Annotated in this window: 19 protein-coding genes; 9 read left to right on the forward strand and 10 right to left on the reverse strand. The window is 73.0% G+C overall.

Annotated elements, in window-relative coordinates; translation table 11 throughout:
- The first annotated feature begins 127 nt into the window (after window positions 1-127).
- A complete protein-coding gene (locus tag EV385_RS08565) occupies window positions 128-1,675 on the forward strand; it encodes a GGDEF domain-containing protein (RefSeq protein WP_242624776.1) in 1,548 nt (515 codons plus the stop codon).
- On the opposite strand, the gene EV385_RS08570 is transcribed toward EV385_RS08565, so the two are convergent.
- Together EV385_RS08570 and EV385_RS08575 are read right to left on the reverse strand one after the other, a co-directional pair.
- Window positions 1,658-3,484 (reverse strand): serine/threonine-protein kinase, encoded by a 1,827-nt coding sequence (locus tag EV385_RS08570; protein WP_242624777.1) that lies wholly within the window; start codon window positions 3,482-3,484, stop codon window positions 1,658-1,660. The two genes, EV385_RS08565 and EV385_RS08570, sit on opposite strands and share 18 nt — an antisense overlap.
- 97 nt (window positions 3,485-3,581) lie before the next feature.
- Entirely contained in the window at window positions 3,582-4,862 is a 1,281-nt protein-coding gene (locus tag EV385_RS08575; protein ID WP_242624778.1) for a serine/threonine-protein kinase, read from the reverse strand.
- 171 nt (window positions 4,863-5,033) lie between these two features.
- Between EV385_RS08575 and EV385_RS08580 the strand changes: the two genes are divergently transcribed.
- The 3 genes from EV385_RS08580 to EV385_RS08590 all read left to right on the forward strand — a co-directional run bounded on the left by EV385_RS08580 (window position 5,034) and on the right by EV385_RS08590 (window position 8,291).
- Complete coding sequence (locus EV385_RS08580) at window positions 5,034-6,701, forward strand: CocE/NonD family hydrolase (protein ID WP_130508984.1); 1,668 nt, start codon at window positions 5,034-5,036, stop codon at window positions 6,699-6,701.
- Window positions 6,702-6,850: 149 nt separating this feature from the next.
- Window positions 6,851-7,342: a VOC family protein gene (locus EV385_RS08585; RefSeq protein ID WP_130508985.1), complete on the forward strand. Its 492-nt coding sequence runs from the start codon at window positions 6,851-6,853 to the stop codon at window positions 7,340-7,342.
- A gap of 76 nt (window positions 7,343-7,418) precedes the next feature.
- The gene (locus EV385_RS08590; protein WP_242624779.1) at window positions 7,419-8,291 is read left to right on the forward strand and encodes an alpha/beta hydrolase; all 873 of its coding nucleotides are present in this window, start codon (window positions 7,419-7,421) and stop codon (window positions 8,289-8,291) included.
- Between the two features lie 52 nt (window positions 8,292-8,343).
- Here EV385_RS08590 and EV385_RS08595 read toward each other — a convergent pair whose 3' ends face one another.
- Window positions 8,344-8,700: an STAS domain-containing protein gene (locus EV385_RS08595; RefSeq protein ID WP_130508987.1), complete on the reverse strand. Its 357-nt coding sequence runs from the start codon at window positions 8,698-8,700 to the stop codon at window positions 8,344-8,346.
- A gap of 273 nt (window positions 8,701-8,973) precedes the next feature.
- On the opposite strand from EV385_RS08595, the gene EV385_RS08600 reads away from it, so the two are divergent.
- Window positions 8,974-9,972, forward strand: a complete 999-nt coding sequence (locus tag EV385_RS08600; RefSeq protein ID WP_130508988.1) for a helix-turn-helix transcriptional regulator — start codon at window positions 8,974-8,976, stop codon at window positions 9,970-9,972.
- 46 nt (window positions 9,973-10,018) lie between these two features.
- On the opposite strand, the gene EV385_RS08605 is transcribed toward EV385_RS08600, so the two are convergent.
- Complete coding sequence (locus tag EV385_RS08605; protein WP_242624780.1) at window positions 10,019-10,357, reverse strand: hypothetical protein; 339 nt, start codon at window positions 10,355-10,357, stop codon at window positions 10,019-10,021.
- Between the two features lie 314 nt (window positions 10,358-10,671).
- On the opposite strand from EV385_RS08605, the gene EV385_RS08610 reads away from it, so the two are divergent.
- Complete coding sequence (locus tag EV385_RS08610; RefSeq protein WP_130508990.1) at window positions 10,672-10,962, forward strand: hypothetical protein; 291 nt, start codon at window positions 10,672-10,674, stop codon at window positions 10,960-10,962.
- A 253-nt stretch (window positions 10,963-11,215) separates the two neighbouring features.
- Here the strand turns inward: EV385_RS08610 and EV385_RS08615 are convergent, their stop codons facing one another.
- Window positions 11,216-12,121, reverse strand: a complete 906-nt coding sequence (locus EV385_RS08615) for a Gfo/Idh/MocA family protein (protein ID WP_130508991.1) — start codon at window positions 12,119-12,121, stop codon at window positions 11,216-11,218.
- Between the two features lie 76 nt (window positions 12,122-12,197).
- Here EV385_RS08615 and EV385_RS08620 point away from each other — a divergent pair, with 76 nt between their 5' ends.
- Together EV385_RS08620 and EV385_RS08625 are read left to right on the forward strand one after the other, a co-directional pair.
- The gene (locus EV385_RS08620) at window positions 12,198-12,563 is read left to right on the forward strand and encodes a hypothetical protein (RefSeq protein ID WP_130508992.1); all 366 of its coding nucleotides are present in this window, start codon (window positions 12,198-12,200) and stop codon (window positions 12,561-12,563) included.
- Window positions 12,556-12,987 carry a hypothetical protein gene (locus tag EV385_RS08625; protein ID WP_207229784.1) on the forward strand — a complete coding sequence of 144 codons (432 nt, stop codon included), beginning with the start codon at window positions 12,556-12,558 and terminating at the stop codon, window positions 12,985-12,987. Before EV385_RS08620 ends, EV385_RS08625 begins: the two co-directional genes overlap by 8 nt.
- 242 nt (window positions 12,988-13,229) lie before the next feature.
- Here EV385_RS08625 and EV385_RS08630 read toward each other — a convergent pair whose 3' ends face one another.
- The 3 genes from EV385_RS08630 to fabG all read right to left on the reverse strand — a co-directional run bounded on the left by EV385_RS08630 (window position 13,230) and on the right by fabG (window position 15,936).
- Entirely contained in the window at window positions 13,230-14,690 is a 1,461-nt protein-coding gene (locus EV385_RS08630) for a glutathionylspermidine synthase family protein (RefSeq protein ID WP_130508993.1), read from the reverse strand.
- Window positions 14,691-14,696: 6 nt separating this feature from the next.
- Complete coding sequence (locus EV385_RS08635) at window positions 14,697-15,089, reverse strand: hypothetical protein (RefSeq protein WP_165449420.1); 393 nt, start codon at window positions 15,087-15,089, stop codon at window positions 14,697-14,699.
- A 79-nt stretch (window positions 15,090-15,168) separates the two neighbouring features.
- On the reverse strand, window positions 15,169-15,936 hold the full coding sequence (gene fabG / locus EV385_RS08640; RefSeq protein WP_130508995.1) for a 3-oxoacyl-ACP reductase FabG: 768 nt from the start codon (window positions 15,934-15,936) through the stop codon (window positions 15,169-15,171).
- A gap of 147 nt (window positions 15,937-16,083) precedes the next feature.
- Between fabG and EV385_RS08645 the strand changes: the two genes are divergently transcribed.
- Window positions 16,084-16,752: a DedA family protein gene (locus EV385_RS08645; RefSeq protein WP_130508996.1), complete on the forward strand. Its 669-nt coding sequence runs from the start codon at window positions 16,084-16,086 to the stop codon at window positions 16,750-16,752.
- A 24-nt stretch (window positions 16,753-16,776) separates the two neighbouring features.
- Here the strand turns inward: EV385_RS08645 and EV385_RS08650 are convergent, their stop codons facing one another.
- Together EV385_RS08650 and EV385_RS08655 are read right to left on the reverse strand one after the other, a co-directional pair.
- Window positions 16,777-17,892, reverse strand: coding sequence for a glycosyl hydrolase family 18 protein (locus tag EV385_RS08650; protein ID WP_130513167.1), 1,116 nt, complete (start codon window positions 17,890-17,892; stop codon window positions 16,777-16,779).
- 110 nt (window positions 17,893-18,002) lie between these two features.
- The gene (locus tag EV385_RS08655) at window positions 18,003-19,271 is read right to left on the reverse strand and encodes a chitinase (protein ID WP_130508997.1); all 1,269 of its coding nucleotides are present in this window, start codon (window positions 19,269-19,271) and stop codon (window positions 18,003-18,005) included.
- Between the last annotated feature and the right edge of the window lie 11 nt (window positions 19,272-19,282).

Genomic DNA, 19,282 nt, shown 5'->3' on the forward strand with positions numbered 1-19,282 from the left:
GCGGCGACCGACGCGGTGTGCGTACGGTGCAAAAAGTGTAAGTCAGACCAAAAGCCAACCTCGGGCGTTCAGCCGAGCGCAGGAAGTCCTCAACGGCCGGGCCGGCGCGCCGATGGGGTTCCCCGTGGTGGGTGCGGCAGCGGGCGCCGACCGGGCCTGGGCCTGGGTCGGTGGCCTCGGCCTGCTCGTGATCACCGCGTTCCTGCTGCTGCCCAACCCCACCGCGTCGGCCGTCATGTACGACGGCATCGAGTTCGCCTGCGTCGCCGCCATGGTGGCCGGGGTGCGCCGCAACCGGCCCGCCGCGGTCGCCGGCTGGTCGCTGCTCATCGCGGGCCAGGCCGCCAGCGTGGTCGCCGACATCATGTTCGACGTGTACGCCCTGGTCCTGCACGACGACTCGTGGCCGGGCCCCTGGGACGTCGCGTACCTGATCAGCTACCTCGGCACCATCTCGGGACTGTGCGGGCTGCTGCTGCGGCGCAACCGTGGGCGCGGCTACGCGGGCTTCGTCGACTCCCTGCTCGTCGGGGTCGCGTTCGCGCTGCTGAGCTGGGTCTTCCTCATCCGGTACATCGCCGCGGGCGAGACGATGGGCACCCTCGGGCACGTGGTCACGCTGGCGTACCCGTGCCTCGACCTGGTCGTCCTCGTACTCGTGCTCTGGCTGCTCACCACCGACGGCAAGCGCCGCGCCGCCTTCCTGCTGCTGGTAGCCGGCATGGCCACGGCCCTGATCGCGGACCACCTGTGGGCGTTCGTCGACATGACCTCGTACGACCCCGCACTGTCCGTGGGCCGGTACGTCAGCGCCAGCTACCTGCTGTCGTTCCTGCTGCTGGCGATGGCGATCACGCACCCCGGCATGGTGGCGGTGGGCCTGCCCACCCCCGCCCCGGTCACCCGGCCGATGAGCTGGCAGCGGCTGGGCCTGCTGGCCGGGGCGGTCCTCATCGCCCCGGCGCTGCTGGCCTGGCAGGCGCTGACGGGCAACGGCACCGTACGCGACGCCCTGCCGATCGCCGTGGCCAGCGCGGCCATGTTCCTGCTCGGGCTGACCCGGATGACGATGCTGGTCCGCCGCCTGCACCGGCAGGCGCGGGTGATGCAACAGCAGGCCGAACGGCTGCGCGAACTCGCCGAGCAGGACCCGCTGACCGGGCTGCCCAACCGCCGTACCTGGGACAGTGCGCTACCCGCGGCACTGGTCCGGGCCGGGCGCGACGGCACGCCCGTCAGCGTGGCGATCATCGATCTGGATCACTTCAAGGCGTTCAACGACCGCCACGGCCACCAGATGGGCGACCGCCTACTCAAGGAGGCGGCGGCCGTCTGGGCGGACGGGCTGCGCGACGGCGACCTGCTGGCCCGCTACGGCGGGGAGGAGTTCGTGGCCCTGCTGCCGGACGCCGACGAGACGGAGGCGACGCGCGTCCTCGACCGGCTGCGCCGCCGGACCCCGATGGGCTGCACGTTCTCGGCGGGGCTGGCCATCTGGGACGGCCGGGAGAGCGGCGAGGCGCTGCTGCACCGCGCCGACCGCGCGCTGTACCGGGCCAAGGCCGCCGGACGCGACCGCGTCGAACGCGCCCAGGCCGCCGCGCCGGGGCCCCGATCCATGGACCTCGCCCCCGGGTCGCCGGAGCTCCAGGAGTCGTTACGACACCTCGGCTGACGGGCCCCCGCTGCCGCAGGTGACGGTCATGTGGATGCGCCGGTTGCCGTGCCGGAACACGATCGAGGCGGCCTGCGCCGGCCCCGCGTCGACCCCGTCCACCTTGTACGGCTTGACCGGGTTCCAGGACAGCAGCTGGGCCTGGCCCTGGCTGCACTGCGCCTCCACGGAGCCGCCGTCCGACGACAGCGTGCGGACGGTGACGGGCGGGTCGGTGCTCGGCTCGGCGGCCGGGGTGGTGGTCGCGGGTTCGTCCGGCGGCGTCGTCCGGGGCGCCTCCGGGCCGGTGCCACGTCGGGTGGGCTTGCCGGTGGGCGCCACGGTCACCCGGCCGAGGCCGTCGACCGGGAGCGCCCCCATCGCGTCCGCCGGACGGGCGGCGTGCCGGCCCGGCGCCGGGGGACCGCCCGCGGATGCGGCTGCGCTGCTCCCCGGGCCGGGCGGCGGGGCACCGCCGGGCGCCGAGGACGGCGGGGCGGCGGCGTCCGTGGCGGCCCTGCCGACCGGCCCGAACTGCCACACCGACAGCGCCGCCACCGCCGCCGCGCACACGCCGCCACCGACGAGCATGCGCCGCAGCCGCCTGCGGCGACCGGTCTCGGAGTCCCGGCCGCTCCCGGCGCCCTGGCCGCTCCCAGCACGTTGACCGGACTTGCTTCCCGGCCGGGTCGACGCCGACGCCGCCCGGGGCGGCGGCCCAGGCGCGGCGGCCGGCCGCAGAGGCACCTCGGCCGCCGGCGCGGCTTCCACCGGACCGGCGGGAGCCGGACCGCTGATGGACGGCCCGGCACCAGATCCCTCGGTCCCAAGCGGCCCGGCACCAGACCCCCCGATCCCAGACCGATCGGCACCAGACGGCGCACGCCCAGACTGATCGGCGTCAGACGGCCCACCCCCAGGCAGCCCAGCCCCGAACAGCGCGGCAGCGGACAGCCCGGCGGCGGACGGCTCCGCACGGGCCGGCCGGGAGATGGGAACCGCGTCGGCACGTTCCGCCAGGTACTCGGCGCGGGCCAGGATGGCGGCCGCGTCGGCGGCGGTCGGCCGCTCGGTCGGATCCTTACGCAAACAGCGGTTGACCAGGTCGACCACGAACTCGGGCACCCGGGGCAGCTCCGGCAGCGGGCTCGGCTCGACGTAGATGTGCGCGCTCAGCAACTGGGTGGTGCTCTCCACCCGCCACGGCGAATCCCCGGCCAGCAGCCGGTACAGCAGGACGCCGAGCGCGTACACGTCCGAGGCGGGCTCGACGGTGTCGCCGGTCAGCCGCTCCGGCGCCAGATACGCGGGGGTGCCGAGCAGTTCGGCCTCCGGCTCGCCCGGCCCGGCCGTCGCGGCGATGCCGAAGTCGACCACCTTCGCGCCGGCCCGGGTCACCATCACGTTGCCCGGCTTGATGTCGCGGTGCACCAGGCCGTCGGCGTGCGCGGCGGCCAGGGCCATGGCCACCTGGGCGCAGATCCGGAAGGTCTGGGCCGGGGTCAAGGGCCCCATGCCGATCCGCTCCTGCAGCGTGACGCCGCTGATCAGCTCCATCACGACGTACGGCACGCACTGGCCGTCGCTTGTCGACTCGCCGTAGTCGTGAACCTGGGCGATGTTGGGATGCGACAGGGTGGCGGCGGCCCGGGCCTCGGTCCGGATCCGCGCCCGCGACTGCGGGTCGGCGGTGTGCCGCCCCGCCAGCACCTTGACCGCGACGTCGCGCCCCAGGACCTCGTCGCGCGCCCGCCACACCACCGCCATGCCACCGCGACCGAGTTCGTCGATCAGGGTGTACCGGCCGCCGAGGGTCTGCTCAGCCTCCACGTCTGGGAGTCTGCCGTGATCGCCACGGATTCGCACACCCCTATGCGAGTCGCGTGGGGCGCGGCGTGTCGAAACCATCGGCAAAGGGGTGAAACGCTCACGCTCCGGTGGGGGCGACGGTGTCGCGGTTGGCCCGCAGCACGGCACGGGTCAACCAGTTCCGGTACGACCACCACCGCAAGCGCGGGACCGCCACGGGTCGCCCGGTGGTCTCGGGCCGTGGCACGGCACCGCCCTCGAACGGCGCGGCCTGCCGTAGCGGCAGACGGTTGCGGGTACGCCCGCGCCGCCCCCGCCCACCCGGTCCGGCCTGGCCACGCTCCGCCAGAGCCACCCGGCCCACCGCCGCAGGCTGACCGCTGCCACGCTGCCCCGACACGGCCTGCCCGCGCAGCCCCGACACGGCCTGCCCGCGCAGCCCCGGGACGGCCTGCCCGCGCAGCCCCGGTACGGCCTGGCCGCGCTCCGAGGTCGCGGCGCGGCCCGCCACCGCCGGCTGCGCGACGCCGCCGCGATGGCGCCGCCCGGCGCGCGGGCGCGCCGCCGCCCGGTACCGGGCGGGCCGGTGCCGTTCGGCCCGGGCGAGAAGTACGGCCACGTCCGCGGCCGCCGGCCGCTCGGCCGGGTCCTTGCGCAGGCACCGGTTGACCAGGGCGACCACGAAGCCGGGCACCCCGCTGATCGGCGGCAGCGGGTTCGGCGGAACGTGGACGTGCGCGCTCAACAGCTCCGTCGTGCTCTCCACGCGCCACGGCGACTCCCCCGCGAGCAGCCGGTGCAGCAGCACCCCGAGCGCGTACACGTCCGAGGCGGGCGCCACGCCCGGGCCGGCCAGCCGCTCCGGCGCCAGGTACGCGGGCGTGCCGATCAGCTCGGCCTCCGGCTCCCCCGGCCCGACCGTCGCGGCGATGCCGAAGTCGACCACCTTGGCCCCGACCGGTGTGACCATGACGTTGGCCGGTTTGATGTCGCGGTGCACCAGGCCGGCGGCGTGCGCGGCGGCCAGCGCCGCGGCCACCTGGGCGCAGATCCGGAAGACCTCTCGCGGCGTCGGCAACCCCGCGGTCAGGCACTCCTGCAGGGTGGACCCGTCGACCAGCTCCATCACGACGTACGGCACGCACTGTCCATCCCAGGTCGACTCACCGTAGTCGTGGATCTGCGCGATGTTCGGATGCGACAGGATGGCGGCGACCCGGGCCTCGGTCCGGATCCGGTCCCGCAAACGCGGGTCCGTGGTGTGCCGCCGGTCCAACATCTTCACCGCGACTTCCCGGCCCAGGATTTCGTCGCGCGCCCGCCAGACCACCGATGTGCCCCCGCGGCCCAGCTCGTCCAGCAGGGTGTACCGGCCACCCAGGATCTGCTCCGCCTCCACGGATCGGAGTCTGCCTCGATGATCGCCGATTCGCCTACCGCGAATGAGCGCCGCCACAGCCATGACGTGCGGAAACCACCTAGGGAGGGGCGAAACGCGCGGGCCCTGACGCCCCGGCGTGACCCCTACGATGGCGGTCGGGACGGCCCGGTCGCGGACGGAGGATGATCGATGGACGTCGTGGGCGCGGGTGCGGGACGGGCGCCGGGGCCGCTGCAGCGGCTCGCCGACGCGGCGCTCGGGCGAGCACTCGGTCACCGTCCGCGACGCAATGCGTACGCGGTCACACGCGGCGTGCCGGTGCCGATGCGCGACGGCGTCACCCTGCTGGCGGACCACTTCGCCCCGCTCGGGACCTCCACGCGCGGCACGGTGCTGATCCGCACCCCGTACGCGCGGGGGTTCCCGGAAGGCTGGGTGCACGGGCGGACCTACGCGGCGCGCGGGTACCACGTGGTGATCGTGAGCGTGCGCGGCACGAACGGCTCGGGCGGGACGTTCCGGGCCATGGCCCAGGAGACCGACGACGGGCAGGACACGGTCCGGTGGCTGCGCACCCGCCCGTGGTTCGACGGGCGGCTGGCCACCCTCGGCGGGTCGTACCTGGGCTGGGCGCAGTGGACCCTGCTGCAGGATCCGCCGCCCGAGTTGCGGGCGGCGCTGGTGTACGTCGCCCCGCACGACTTCCGGCAGGCGGTGTTCGGCACCGGCTCGTTCACGCTGGCGGACTTCTTCAGCTGGAGCGCCCAGGTGGCCCGCCCGGCCGAGCGCGGGTTGCTGCGCCGCCTCGGTGGCGGGCCCGCCACCCCCCGGCGGCTCGCGCCGGGCCTGCACGGGCTGCCACTGGCCGACGCCGGGCAACGGGTCCTGGCGGGCCACGCCCCCTGGTACGGCGAGTGGCTGGGCAACGCGGAAGGCGGCGCGGAGTTCTGGGCCCCGTACCGGGCGACCGGCGCGCTGGAGCGGGTCGACGTGCCGGTGCTGCTGGTCGGCGGCTGGCAGGACCTGTTCCTCGACCAGACGCTGGAGCAGTACCGGGTGCTGCGCGGCCGGGGGCTCGACGTGGCGCTGACCGTGGGCCCGTGGACTCACGTCGGGGTCGCCACCCGCGGCGCCGGGGTGGTCGGACGCGACGCGCTGGCCTGGCTGGACGAGCACGTGGCGGGCGGCCCGGCGCACACCCGGCCACCCGTACGGGTGTATCGCACGGGCGAGCGGGCCTGGCATGACCTGCCGGACTGGCCGCCGCCGACCGCGTCCACCGTGCTCCGCCCGTACCCGGATGGGGGTCTTGCGGCCGGTACGGCCGCGCCCGCCGACGCCACGGTGAGCTTCCGCTACGACCCGGCCGATCCGACGCCGTCGGTCGGCGGGGCGGTGCTGAACGGGGCCGCCGGGGTCCGCGACAACCGGGCCCTGCAGGCCCGCGCGGACGTGGTGTCGTTCACGACCGCGCCGCTCGCCGCCGACCTGGACGTGGCGGGCAGCCCGCTGCTGGAGCTGGCGCTGGCCGTGGACAATCCGCACGCGGACGTGTTCGTCCGGGTGTGCGACGTGGACCCGCGCGGGCGCGTCCGCAACGTCGCCGACGTGTTCCGCCGGCTCGACCCCACCGTCGCGGCGGGTGAGGTACGGCGGCTGCGGCTCACCCTGGACGCCTGCTTCCACCGGTTCGCGGCCGGGCACCGGGTGCGGCTGCTGGTCTGCGGCGGTGCCCACCCGCGCTTCGCCCGCAACCTCGGCACCCCGGGCACCATCGGCGGCGGCTCGACGCTGACCCCGTCGCGGCACACGATCCGGTGTGCCGACTCGCGGCTGCTGCTCCCGGTCCCGCGATAGGGCCCCGATACCCGCCGCCGGCACCCGCTGGGAAGCCGCCGACCAGGCATAACCGGATGCCCGGCTGCATCGCCGACGGGTCACGCCTCGTTGAGCTTGACGGCACCGGTATTGCGCCGGCGCCGATGCCAGCCCGACGGGAGGCCGCCATGGCCAAGGACAAGCAGGTGATCCGGCACGCCGCGAGGGCGGCGGTGACCACCGGGCGACCACCGAAGAACAAGGTCGCGAAGGGCGTCGCGGCGCCCGCGCCCCGGTCCGCGCCCACCCCCGCACCCCGGCCGGGGTTGCACCTGCAGCCGCTGGTGCACGTGGCCGACATGGCGGCGTCGATCACCTTCTTCGAGCATCTTGGCGCGGAGGTGATCCACGGTGGCCGCGACACCGACTGGGTGCTGATGCAGCTCGGCACCGTCCAGGTCACCCTGGTGGCCCGCACCCCGATCTGGTCGCGGGGGGACGGCGCGGTCGAGCTGAACTTCGCCGCCACCATGCCACTGGACGATCTGGAGCGGCTGCTGCGCGACCGGCGGGTGACCGTCTCCGGCGTGGTGAACCACCGCGACTTCGGCCCGCAACTGCAGGTCCTGAGCCCGGACGGCCTGCTCATCCGGATCACCCAGCGGGCACCCGAACGCTAGCGACGATCCGGAGTTCCCGGCCGACACCGCCGGTACGCGCTGGGCATCGGTCCGGCCGCGACCTATTGTCCGGGGGGTGACTGACATCCGTACCGAGGACATCGTGTTCAGCGCCGATGGGCTGCGGCTGGCGGGCGTGTTGCGCGTACCGTCGGATGCCACCGGCCGGGCGGTCGCGCTGACCGGGCCGTTCACCGGCGTCAAGGAGCAGGTCACCGGCGGCTACGCCGAACGCCTGGCCGCCGCCGGGATCATCACGCTCGCGTTCGACCACCGCGGTTTCGGCGCCAGCGAGGGGCGCCGCTGCCACGAGGACAGCCAGGGCAAGCTGGCGGACCTGCGGGCCGCGGTGTCCACCCTGGCCGGTCGCCCCGAGGTGGACCCCGAGCGGATCGGGGTGGTGGGGGTCTGCCTGGGCGGCGGGTACGCGGTCCGCGCCGCCGCGAGCGACCCGCGGGTCCGGGCGGTCGCCGGCATCGCGGGCGGATACAACAGCCCGGCGTGGTTCAGCCGGCAGCTCGGCGACGAGGCGTACCGGGGGGCGCTGCGCGGCTTCCTGGACGCCTACGACGAGTTCCTGCCGGCGGTGGCACCCGACGGCGGGGAGGCCGCGATGGGCGGCGAGGAGCCGTGGTCCTACTACGGCACGGACCGCTCCGCCGCACCCGGCTGGGAAAACCGGATCACCCGCGGCTCCCTGCACTCGCTCATGACCTTCGACGCGCTCGGCGCGGCCCCGCTGCTGGGCGCCGTGCCGCTGCTGGTCGTGCACGGGACCGAGGACGCCTACTGCTCCCCGGAGCTGGCCCGGGCCATGCACGCGGAGACGCCGGGCCTGGCGGAGATCGTCTGGCTGGACTGCCGCCTGCACGTCGATCTGTACGACGTGGAGCCGCACGTGAGCCGCGCCGTGGCGGCGACATCGGAGTTCCTGCGGCGGACGCTGTGACCGTCCACCATGGCCGTACGGCCTGCGGGTGACCCCTGGACGGGGGAAACTCTCAGGCCGGACGCAACCCGACCGAGGTACGCGGCGACGGCGGCTCGGCGCAGCCCAGCAGCCCCACCAGACCGGAGACCCAGAGCTGCCGGTACACCGTCGGGCTGGGATGGGTGACCACGAGCTTGACCCCGCTGGCCGCGGCCGCGTGGAAGCAGGCGACCAGGATGCCGATGCCGATGCTGTCGATCAGCATCACCCGCTGCAGATCCAGGCTGATCCTGGCGGGCCGCGAGGCGGTGAGCACGTCGTTGACGGCGTCCCGCATCATGTGTGCGTTGTCGAGGTCGATCTCACCGCTCGGTGCGATCTCGACGGTCCCGTCGGCCAGCTGGCGAGTGGTGATCGGCAGATACACGGCTGCCCTCTTCCTGGCGTGGTCACGGCCGACGCCGACCTTACCGCGGGTGCTGCGCTGACCAGCCGCGCAATACGGCGCCGCACCGGGCGCCGAGTCCAGACCGCGTACCAACAACAATCCGCTGGACTGCAAGTTACGCCTCGTAGGCGCGGAACGCCAGAGTAGTTCATATGGCCTGAATGTGCGGGAACGAGCAGGGCGTGGCGCGGACGTTGACGTTGCACACATCCACGCCGAATACTCACCGTATGCGGCTAGGCGCTCGACACGATGACTGATGCACGGCCTCGGCCGAGTTCCCCCGCAACCCTCGACGTCGTCCGCTTCAGCAGCCAGGACCCCGAAGAGTTCCGCTCGGTGCTGAACCGGTTCTTCTACCCGGCCGCCGTGGAACTGCCGGACGGATCGAAGCGGTTCCAGGCGTCCGCCGAAATGATCCAACTCGGACCGATCACGGTCGCGCAGTTCCGGCTCGCGGCGCCCGTGGTGGCCGCCGCGGAGCTGGACGCGTACCACGTGACGCTGCCGGCCCGGGGCCGCGTACGGATCCGCCAGGCCGGCCGCGAATACCTCGCCGGGCCCTCCACGGCGGCGGTGTTCGGGCCGACCGGCCGGGCCTTCGTGCTGCGCGACGGGCCGCCGATGGAGGAGCTGGACATCAAGATCGAGCGGTCCGCCCTGGAGGCGGAGCTGTCCGCGCTGCTCGGCCGCTCGATCGAGGGCCCGGTCGACCTGCCGCCCACACTGGACCTGTCCGACGGCCCGCGTCTGACCTGGCGCCGACTGGTCCACCTGCTGCGCGACGAGCTGGTACACCCCGGCAGCCTCCTGCTGCAGCCGCTGATCGCCGAGCAGCTGCGGCACAGCCTGCTCAGCGGCCTGCTGCTGTCGGCCCCGCACCGCTACCTCGCCGAGCTGACCACCCCCGCGCCCGCCGGGCCACCGCGCGCGATCCGGCGCGCGCTGGAGGCCATCCACGAGGACCCCCGGCGGCCGTTCAGCGTCGCCGACCTCGCGGCCGTGGCCCAGGTGAGCGTCCGGTCGTTGCAGGAGGGGTTCCGCCGGCACGTCGGCTGCGCGCCGATGGCGTACCTGCAGCGGGTCCGGCTGGACCGGGCCCGGGACGCGCTGCGGGTGGCGGACCACTCCCGGGTGACCGTGGCGGCCGTGGCGCACCGCTGGGGCTTCGCGCACCTCGGCCGGTTCGCCTCCGCCTACCGGGCGCGGTTCGGCGAACCGCCGTCGGTCACCCTGCGGGCCGCCGGTTAACGGCCCGGGAAAGGTCGGCGGCGATCGCCGATTTCACCCGTACGGGTTACTCCCCGGGGTCGCTGCGACGGGGCTGGTTGGGCACCCCGTCGGGCCGGGTCACCCCGTCGCGCGCCCCGAACAGGTGACCACGCGGCGGCACCCACTCCCGCCAGGGGCCGATCGTCGGGGGCACCAGCGCGGCCACCCCGTCACCGGGCCCGCGCAGTGCCTGCAGGTACGCCACGACCCGTTCCGCGGCCGCCCCGCCGTCCTCGGCCAGGGTCAGCAGCAGCCCGGCCTCGTCGCCGGACTCGATGCCGTACCGCCTGATCAGGGCAGCGAGACCGGCCAGCGCCCGGACGACCTCGCTGGCGTCGCGTTCCGCATCGGGCAGGCTGCTCACTGCGGCACATCCCTGCATGCGCTCATGTCGTTCCCCTCGCCGCACGTGCCGGTACCGTCGCCGCCGGCGCACGGCCGTCGGCACTCGAGCGATCCCCGGAGTACTCCACACGTGACAAGCGGAAAATGTATTCGCCCGGCTACTAACCGTCCATCCGTTGCACGCGTAAGCGTTGTCCGAATCACGCTCACTTCGATTCGCTGCTGACTGATCGTCCGTTTCCGCACGTCCCCCACCCATGGTGTCGTAGGGTCCACCCGATAGGTGGGTACTGCAGCGGAGTAGGAAGCACCAGCGATCCGCATGGAGGAGCCATGACCGAATCGAACCGGACTCCCCTGGAGGAGACGGACCAGGTCGCCGACGCCGTGGCGGACGACGCCGCGGTCGGCGCGTTCATGACCGGCGGCGGCCCCGACGCGGACAGTCCCGCGTTCCTGGCACCGACCGGCGAGCCTCGCATCCGTACGGGCGCCGACCAGCCCTGGGACCCGGTGGACCTGGCCACGGCGCAGGGCCGCGACCCGACACCGGAGAACATCGAGCGGGCCCGCCGCGAGCTGGAGCGCGACGGCGCCGCCGCCATCGAGCGCACCGTGCCCTGACCGCCCGCGACCTCCGCCGGGCGGCCCCTGGGGCGGGCCAGAGCGCGGCCCCGCGGTCCTCACGCCCGATCAACGCCTGACCGCGGGATTCGGCGCGGCCGTCGCCGCGGTCGGGTCTGTCGGGGCGCGCGTCGACGCTCATCGGCGGAACGTGCCGACCGTGCGCCGACGGGGCCGGGTGGGCCTCCGGCACCCCGCGACGGTGCGTCGTGCGCGCGGCGGCACCGACCGGTGGGTCGGCCCGCCGCGCGGCTCAGATGGCCGGGGGCAGGGCGACCGTACGGCCGGTCCGCGCCGACTCCTCGGCCGCGGCGAGGATCGCGGTCACCGTGGCACCGAACCGGACGTCCAGACCCAGCGGGGGCCCGCCCGCCGCGGCGGCCAGCAGCCCGTCCAGCGCGTTCCGCAGTGCCGCGACCGGCTCCCAGGGCAGCTCCGGCACGTTCGCGACGCCCGCCTCCCCGGCGAACACGGCCTCCTCCCGGGCCGCCGCGGCCGGCGCGTCGACGGAGAGCGCGAGCGTGCTGATCCCGCCCCCGGCGTGCCGCAGCAGGGCGTGCGTCATGTCCCGGGCGCCGACCATCGCCGTGACCTCGGTGACCGGGCCGAGCACCGGCAACACGAGCGCGACCGCGTGCGGGCCCACGTCCCACAGGCCGCCGCTCTCCTGGCGCCAGGGCGACGCGCCGAACGGGTTGCCCTCGGCGTAGATGGAGCCGAGGTGGTCGACCCGGGCCGCCAGCCAGCCGCCGGTGGCGACCGCGCGGTCGACGAACTCGGACAACTGCGGCATGAACCGCCGGGTGAAGAAGACCGCGGAGGCGAGCTTGCGCTCGGTCACCACGGCGGCGATCTCGTCCGCCACGGCCGGGCTGAACGCGACCGGCTTGTCCAGCAGCAGGTGCCGGCCCGCCTGCGCGGCGGTGAGCGCGATCGGCGCCTGCACGTCGGGCGGCAGCGCCACCGCGATGGCGTCCACGTCGGCGATCAGCTCGTCGACGGTCCCGTACGCGAGCGCGCCGTACGACTCGGCCAGCGCGGTGGCCTTGACCTCGTTGCGCCCCCAGACGCCGACGAACTCGACGCCGTCGTGGGTCGCGAGGGCCGGCGCGTGGGCGAGATGCGCCCATGGGCCCGTTCCGCAGAGTCCGAACCTCACCGCCGCGCCCCTTTCGCCGCGAATGCACGCCCTGGCCGAAGCTAACACGCCCACCCTGATCAGTACGCTGTGCCGCGTGAACGGTGCTCTGTCGGTGGCGACGATCGTCGTCTCGCTCGCTCTGGCGCTCTGGTATCTGGCCCGCGCCGCCCTCAACCGCGCGCCCAGCCGGTTCGACCTGTACGCGATGGCCGCCCTGGGCGTGCTGGTCACGGTGCTCGTCGTGCTCGCCGTGGTGGGCCTGTTCGACGGGAGCCGGCCGAAGGAGACCGCGACCTTCATCGGGTATCTGATCACCACGATCGCCTTCGCGCCGACCGGTGTGGTGCTGGCCCGGATGGAGCCGACCCGGGCCGGGAACGTGATTCTCGCGGTGATCGCCCTGGTGCTGCCGGTCCTGGTGCTCCGCCTGGAGCAGCTCGCGGCGGTGACCGGTGTCTGAACCCGCACCGGAGAGGCGGGCCCGGCCCCGGGATGCGGCGCTGGGCAGCGGGCCCGGCCGGGTCCTGCTGACCGTGTACCTGATCTTCGCGGTGGCCGCGAGCGCCCGTGCGGGCGTGCAGATCGCCACGAAGTTCTCCGAGGCGCCGCTGGCGTACCTGCTGTCGGCGCTGGCCGCCGTGGTGTACATCGCGGCCACCGTCGGGCTGGCGATCGGCGGGCGCCGGGGCCGGATCATCGCGTGGTGCAGCTGCTCGGTCGAGCTGGCCGGGGTGCTGGTGATCGGCGCGCTGAGCCTGGCGGACTCGGCCGCGTTCCCGGACGAGACGGTGTGGTCCGGATTCGGCGTGGGGTACGGCTACGTCCCGCTGGTGCTGCCGGTCATCGGCCTCTACTGGCTCTGGCGCAACCGCCCCCGCCCCTGATCACCCGACCCGCAGAGGGCGGATCTTGATAGGTTTCGGTCAGCTCCTGACCCCAACTCAACAACGAACCGCCGCCGCCCAACCTACGCCGACCGTGCGCGCGAGATCTTGAAGAATTCGCGTCAGCTCCTCACCCGAACTCAACAACGAACCGCCGCCGCCCAACCCCCGCCGACCGTGCGCGCGAGATCTTGAAAGTTCAGGTCGGCAGCTCATCCGAACTCAACGACGAGCGGGCGGTGTCAGTCGGCGCCGATGGTGTGCGGCAGGAAGTTGCACTGGTCCTTGGTGACCAGGCCCTCGGTGCCGAGGCCCTCACGGATGCCCATCCCGGCCGGTTCGCCGTCGATCAGCCAGGAGCCGATCACCGGGTGCACCACGCCCTCCAGACCGTCGAACGACGGCAGCTCCAGGAGCTGCTGCACGACGTAGTGGCCGTCCGCGCCGTACTCCGACGGATTGTCGGTCAGCACCGCACCGTCCTTGATCAGGGTGACCGAGCCACCCTCGCGACCCCAGACCGGCTTTTTCGCGTACGAGGTGAGCTTCGCCGCCGACGACGACTCGGCGAAGTACGCGGGCAGCAGGTATTTCGACCGTTCCGGGTCGTCGCCGAACAGCTTCCACAGCACCGGCAGCAGCGCCTTGTTGCCCAGCAGCGCGGCCGTGTACGGCGGCTCGATCCACACCGTGCCCCGCTTCGACGGGTCGGCCATGTTCCGGAAGAAGGCCTTGCCGCCCTCCTCGTTCCAGAACCACTCCCACGGGTACAGCATGAAGATCACGTCGATGGGTTCGGCCTTGTGGTCCTGGCCGGGGCCGGGCACGAACACCACCCGGTCGCCCGCGACGTCCCAGCCGATCTGGCTCATCGCGATCAGCTCGACCGGAAAGCCCGCCTCCTCGGCGGTGGCCATCAGGTACGCCACGTTCATCCGGTCCTCGCCGGTGGTCTCGGACGTCTCGTACGCAAAGAAGATCTTGGGTTTTGCGGGGAGCCACGGGCGGGCCTCGCGCAGCTTGGCGATGTTGCGCCGCCACGCGCCGGGGTTGGCGGGCTCGCCGTCGGCGGCCTCCCAGCCGACCAGGCGGTCGTGGATCGAGTTCCACTGCCGCCACGGGTGCTTCGTCAGGTTGGTCTGGTCGGCCCAGTGCCACTGGATGACCGCGGCCTCGACCAGCGAGGTCGGGGTCTGCGCGTTGAACTCCAGCAGCCGCGGGGTCGACCCGGCGCCGTTGTACCAGAGGTCGAAGCGGCCGTAGACGCTCGGCGAGTAGTCCGGGGTCTGCGGCGGGAACCGCAGGTCGAGGTCCTTGTCCTCATGGGTCCAGGTCTCGGCGTCGCCGTCGAACCAGGTCCGGATGATCTGCTCGTGCGCGAACTCCGGGATGCCGATCCGGGCGAGGAAGCAGCTCTGCGGGCTGCACACCGAGGCGAGGTAGCCGTCGCGGCGCCCCTGGCGGGTGAGCCGGGGGCACTGCTTGACCATCCAGTCACCCGCCTCCAGGCACATGGCGTGCAGCACCGTGGTGGCGGTCTCCAGCTCCTCGATCTCGGCCTCGGTGAAATCGTAGTACGGCCCCTCCTGCCAGTACGAGTGCATCGTCCCGTCGGGCAGTTCGGTGTCGTTGTACGTCAGCCCGAGGCTGAAGTTGGTGAGCCGCCAGCCGTCCCGGACCGGGCCGTACGGAATCCGCCGCACGCCGGGTCAGCCGCCCGACTTGCTGGACGAGCTGGTGCCGCCGCCGCCCTTGCCGACCACGCTGGTCTTGATCGTCCCGTTGCCGATCTTGCCGGTGGGCGGCAGGCCGTAGGCCATCCGGGCCGCTGAATCCTTGTACCCGAACTTGCTGCCGCCCGGGGGGAGCTTGTGGCCGACGGGGTAGCCGGACCGGTACCCGGCGGAGTGCCAGATGAAGAAGCCCGCGCCGCCGTGGTAGCTGTCGTCGTCGTCGCAGTAGTCCTCGTCGACGACGACGCCGTTGGCGTCGGCGCAGTAGAAACCCTCGTCCTGGTAGTCGTCGCCACTGTCGCAGGCCGCGACGCCCCCCGCGGCCAGCAGCAGGAAGGTCCCGGTCAGCGACACGCTACGGGAGGTCATCCGTCGGTTCACGATCTGTCGCTCCACCCTTGGTTCACGGCCGCTCACTTCTTTTTAACGGTCGTGAGCAACCGGCGGCTTAGCAGCGCGGCCCGCCTGCGACGTACACGACCTGCCCGGACACGAATCCCGCGCCCTCGCTGGCCAGGAAGGATACGGTGTGCGCGACGTCCTCGGGGCGACCCGCCCGGCCGACGGGAATTTGACTGATCGCCGCCTTCTCAAAGTCGGCGAAACTGACCCCGACCCGGGCCGCGGTGGCCGCGGTCATGTCGGTGACGATGAAGCCCGGCGCGACCGCGTTCGCCGTGATCCCGAAGCGGCCCAGCTCGATCGCGAGCGTCTTCGTCAGACCCTGGATGCCGGCCTTGGCCGCGGCGTAGTTCGCCTGGCCGCGGTTGCCGAGGGCGGAGGTGCTGGAGAGGCTGATGATGCGGCCCCAGCCGGCGTCGACCATGTGCTTCTGCACGGCCCGGCTGAACAGGAACGCGCCGCGCAGGTGGACCGCCATGACGGTCTCCCAGTCGTCCTCGGTCATCTTGAACAGCAGGTTGTCGCGCAGCACCCCGGCGTTGTTGATCAGTACGGTCGGCGGGCCCAGCTCGGCGACCGTCCGCTCGACGGCCGCGGCCACGGCGGTCGGGTCGGAGACGTCCGCGCCCACGGCCAGCGCGGTGCCGCCCGCGTCGTGGATGGCGGTGACGGTGGTCGCGCAGGCCGCCTCGTCGAGGTCGACGACCGCCACGGCCATGCCGTCGGCGGCGAGCCGGCGGGCGGTGGCCTCGCCGATGCCGCGGGCGGCACCCGTGACGATGGCTACGCGGGTGGGCTGGTCGGACTGCGTCATTGCGGCCTCCGGGCGTGATCTCGGATCGACGGCCGAGCCTAACCCGACGACCGGCCGTCCCCGCGGCGGTGTGACGCATCCGCACGGCGGCGCATCGACCACGCGGCGGGCGGGTATCAATGGACCTCCCGAGTGAGGAGGTTGTCCATGACCGCCGCCGCCCTGCCGGCCCCCCTGGCGACGGGCCAGGACCCCGCCGCGACCGGTGGACTGACCGGATGGATCGTCGCCGTGATCGAGTCCCTCGGCGCGCTCGGCGTGGGCCTGCTGGTGGCGCTGGAGAACCTCGTACCGCCGATCCCCAGCGAACTGGTGCTGTCGGTGAGCGGATACCTCGCCGCGGCGGGCCGGCTGGACGTGGCACTGGTGGCGCTCACGGCCACGGCCGGCTCCGTGCTCGGCGCGCTCGCGCTGTACTGGCTCGGGCACGCGCTCGGTGAGGACCGGCTGCGCCGCTGGCTGGACCGGATCCCGCTGGTCGACGCGGGCGACCTGGACCGGGCGGACCGGTGGTTCGAGCGGCACGAGCGCGGCGCGGTGTTCTTCGGCCGGATGGTGCCGGTGGTGCGCAGCCTGGTGTCGATCCCGGCGGGCGCGAACCGGATGCCGCTCGGCGAGTTCACCATCCTGACCGCGCTGGGTAGCGGCGTGTGGAACGGTCTGTTCATCGCCGGTGGCTATGCGCTGGGCGAGCGTTGGCAGCAACTCGACCGGTATGCCGCGTGGTTCGACGCCGCGCTGCTGGCGGCGTTCGTGCTCGTGGCCGGCGTGTGGGTGCGGCGCAAGCTGCGCGAGCGCGCGTCCGCGGACCGCTGAGCGATCCGCGGACGCGCGGTCCGCTCAGAACCCGGCGCTGATCTTGGTGAACTCCCAGTCGGCCTGGGCGATGCCGCTGCAGTGGGAGACCACGCCGCCGCCGGGGCAGCCGCGGTCCCGGTTGACCGCCCAGAAGCTGAACCGGGCGAGGCCCTTGCTCCGGGCGTAGTCGCGGATCTTCGTCCAGGTGGCGGGCGAGGTCAGCTCCTGCTGGTCGGACAGGCCGTTCATGCCGGAGATGCCCATGTGCGCGTACGCCTGCGCGTCGGACCAGCCGAAGGTCGACTTGAGCAGGTTCTTCAGACCCTCGGAGGCGTTCACGGTGCTGGCGTACATGTCGGCGCCGCCGCCGAAGTCGAACGGCATCTGGGTGAAGATGTCGATGCCTGCGTTCTTCGCCTTCGCCTGCTGGACCAGCCGGGTGCCGTAGTAGGTCGGACCGGTGGTCGAGGTGCCGAACGTGAGGATCGTCTTCACGGACGGGTTGCGCGTCTTGATGATCTTCAGCGCGTCGAGAATGCGGTCCTGGACGACCGTGTTCTCGAACTCGTCGGTGTTCTCGATGTCGATGTCGATCGACTTGAGCCCGAAGGTGTCGATCACCTTCTGGTAGGCACCGGCGAGCGCCTCGGCGGTGGGGCAGTTCGGCCCGAGCTTGTTGCCGGACCAGCCGCCGATCGACGGGACGACGGTCGCGCCCGCCGCCTTGATCGCGTTGATGGTGCTCTCATGCACGCCGCCGGTCAGGCCGCTCTCGCCGTCCCACGCCGGGTTGCAGCCGTTGGCCAGGACGAACGCGATGGTGAACGACTTGATGCCGGTCGCGTTGACGACCGTGGACGGCGCGGGCGGGTTACCCCAGCCCGGGTAGATGTACGGCGCGGCCGCCATCTTGGTGCCACCGGGCGGCGGGTCGCTCGGGATCGGGTTGGTGGGCGTCGGATCGGGGGTGCCGCCGCCGCAGGCGCCGTTGTCGATCCAGACGTCCCACTGGCCGCTGTGGGTGGCCGGGCTCTCGTTCTGGGTCCACCACTTCGCGGTGTAGTTGTGGCCGTTCTGGGAGGCCTGGTTGTCCTTGACGTAGACCGCGGACGAGGACCATGCCGGGGCGCATGCCACGGCCGCGTTCGACGCTGCCATCGGCAGGATGGCGGCGGCCAGACCGGCCAGCAGCACACCGGCGATGGCCACGTACCTCTTGGTGGGTTTCACGTGGTTCTCCTGTGGGGGTGGGGGTGGGGGCGGGTGGGTCAGGGCAGGGTGGACAGGTGCGGCTTGACCGTGTTGGCGAAGCCGCCGCCCGCGGTGACGTCCCAGTTGACCGACCAGGTCATCGCGCCCCGGATGCCGGGATAGGTGGCCGGGGGCCGGAACGTTCCGCAGTTCGTGCCGCGGGCCAGGCAGTCGAGGGCCTGGTTGACCACCGACGGCGAGACGTAGCCGCCGCCGGCCGCGCTGGTGGTCGCGGGCAGCCCGAGCGCCACCTGGTCGGGGCGCAGGCCGTGCTGCAGCGGGATGCAGGCGAGGGCGACGAGGAAGTTCACCGTGCCCTGCGAGTACGCCGCGTTGTTGTCGCAGCCGAGCATCGCGCCGGAGTTGTAGTACTGGGTGTGTACGACCGTGAGGATGTCCTTGATGTCCAGCGCCAGCTTGAAGTACGAGCTCTGCGGGTTCTGCATGTCGATGGTCTGCGGGGCCATCGTGATGATCAGTCCGGCGCCGACCCTGGCCCGCAGGCTGCGCAGCGCGCTGGCCATGTGTGTGGGGTTCAGCCCGTTCTCCAGGTCGATGTCGACGCCGTCGAAGCCGTACGTCTGGATGAGCCCGTACACGGAGTTGGCGAAGTTGGTGGCGGCCGCCGCGTCGTTGACGCTGACCGAGCCCTTCTCCCCGCCGACCGAGATGACGACCTTCTTGCCGCGTGAATGCAGGGTCGCCACGTCCGCCTTGAACTGCTCGTTGGTGTAGCCGCCGACGCTGGCGGACAGGCCGGGGTCGATGCTGAAGGACACCGCGCCGGGGGTGCTGGTCGCGTCCGCGAACGCCACCGCCACCAGGTCGTACGTGGACGGCACCGCGGCCAGCTTGATCTCGTTGGCCGGGTTGTCGAAGTTCTGCCAGTACCCGGTGAGGAAGTGGGCGGGCAGCGCGCCCGTGCCGGTGGGCGGCGTGGTGCTCGGGCCAGTGGTCGGCGGCGTCGTCGGTGGCGTGGTGGTCGGGCCGGTGGTCGGCGTGCCGGTGGGCGGCGTGGACGGGGCCGGGCCGCCGTCGCAGGCGCCTTTGTCGGCCCAGACGTCCCACTGCCCGCTGTGGGTCTGCGGGCTCTCGTTCTGGGTCCACCACTTGGCGGTGTAGTTGTGCCCGGCGGCCGAGGCACTGTCGCCGTTGACGTAGACCGTGGCCGGGTTCCATGCCGGGGCGCAGGCGGTCGCGGCGGACGCGGACCCGGCGAGATATGTGGTGGCCGCCGCGGCCAGCGCGGCGATCGTGGCGAGGATGACGGACCTGGAGCGCTGCATGGCCGACTCTC

The organism is Krasilnikovia cinnamomea (assembly GCF_004217545.1).
GTDB lineage: Bacteria > Actinomycetota > Actinomycetes > Mycobacteriales > Micromonosporaceae > Actinoplanes > Actinoplanes cinnamomeus.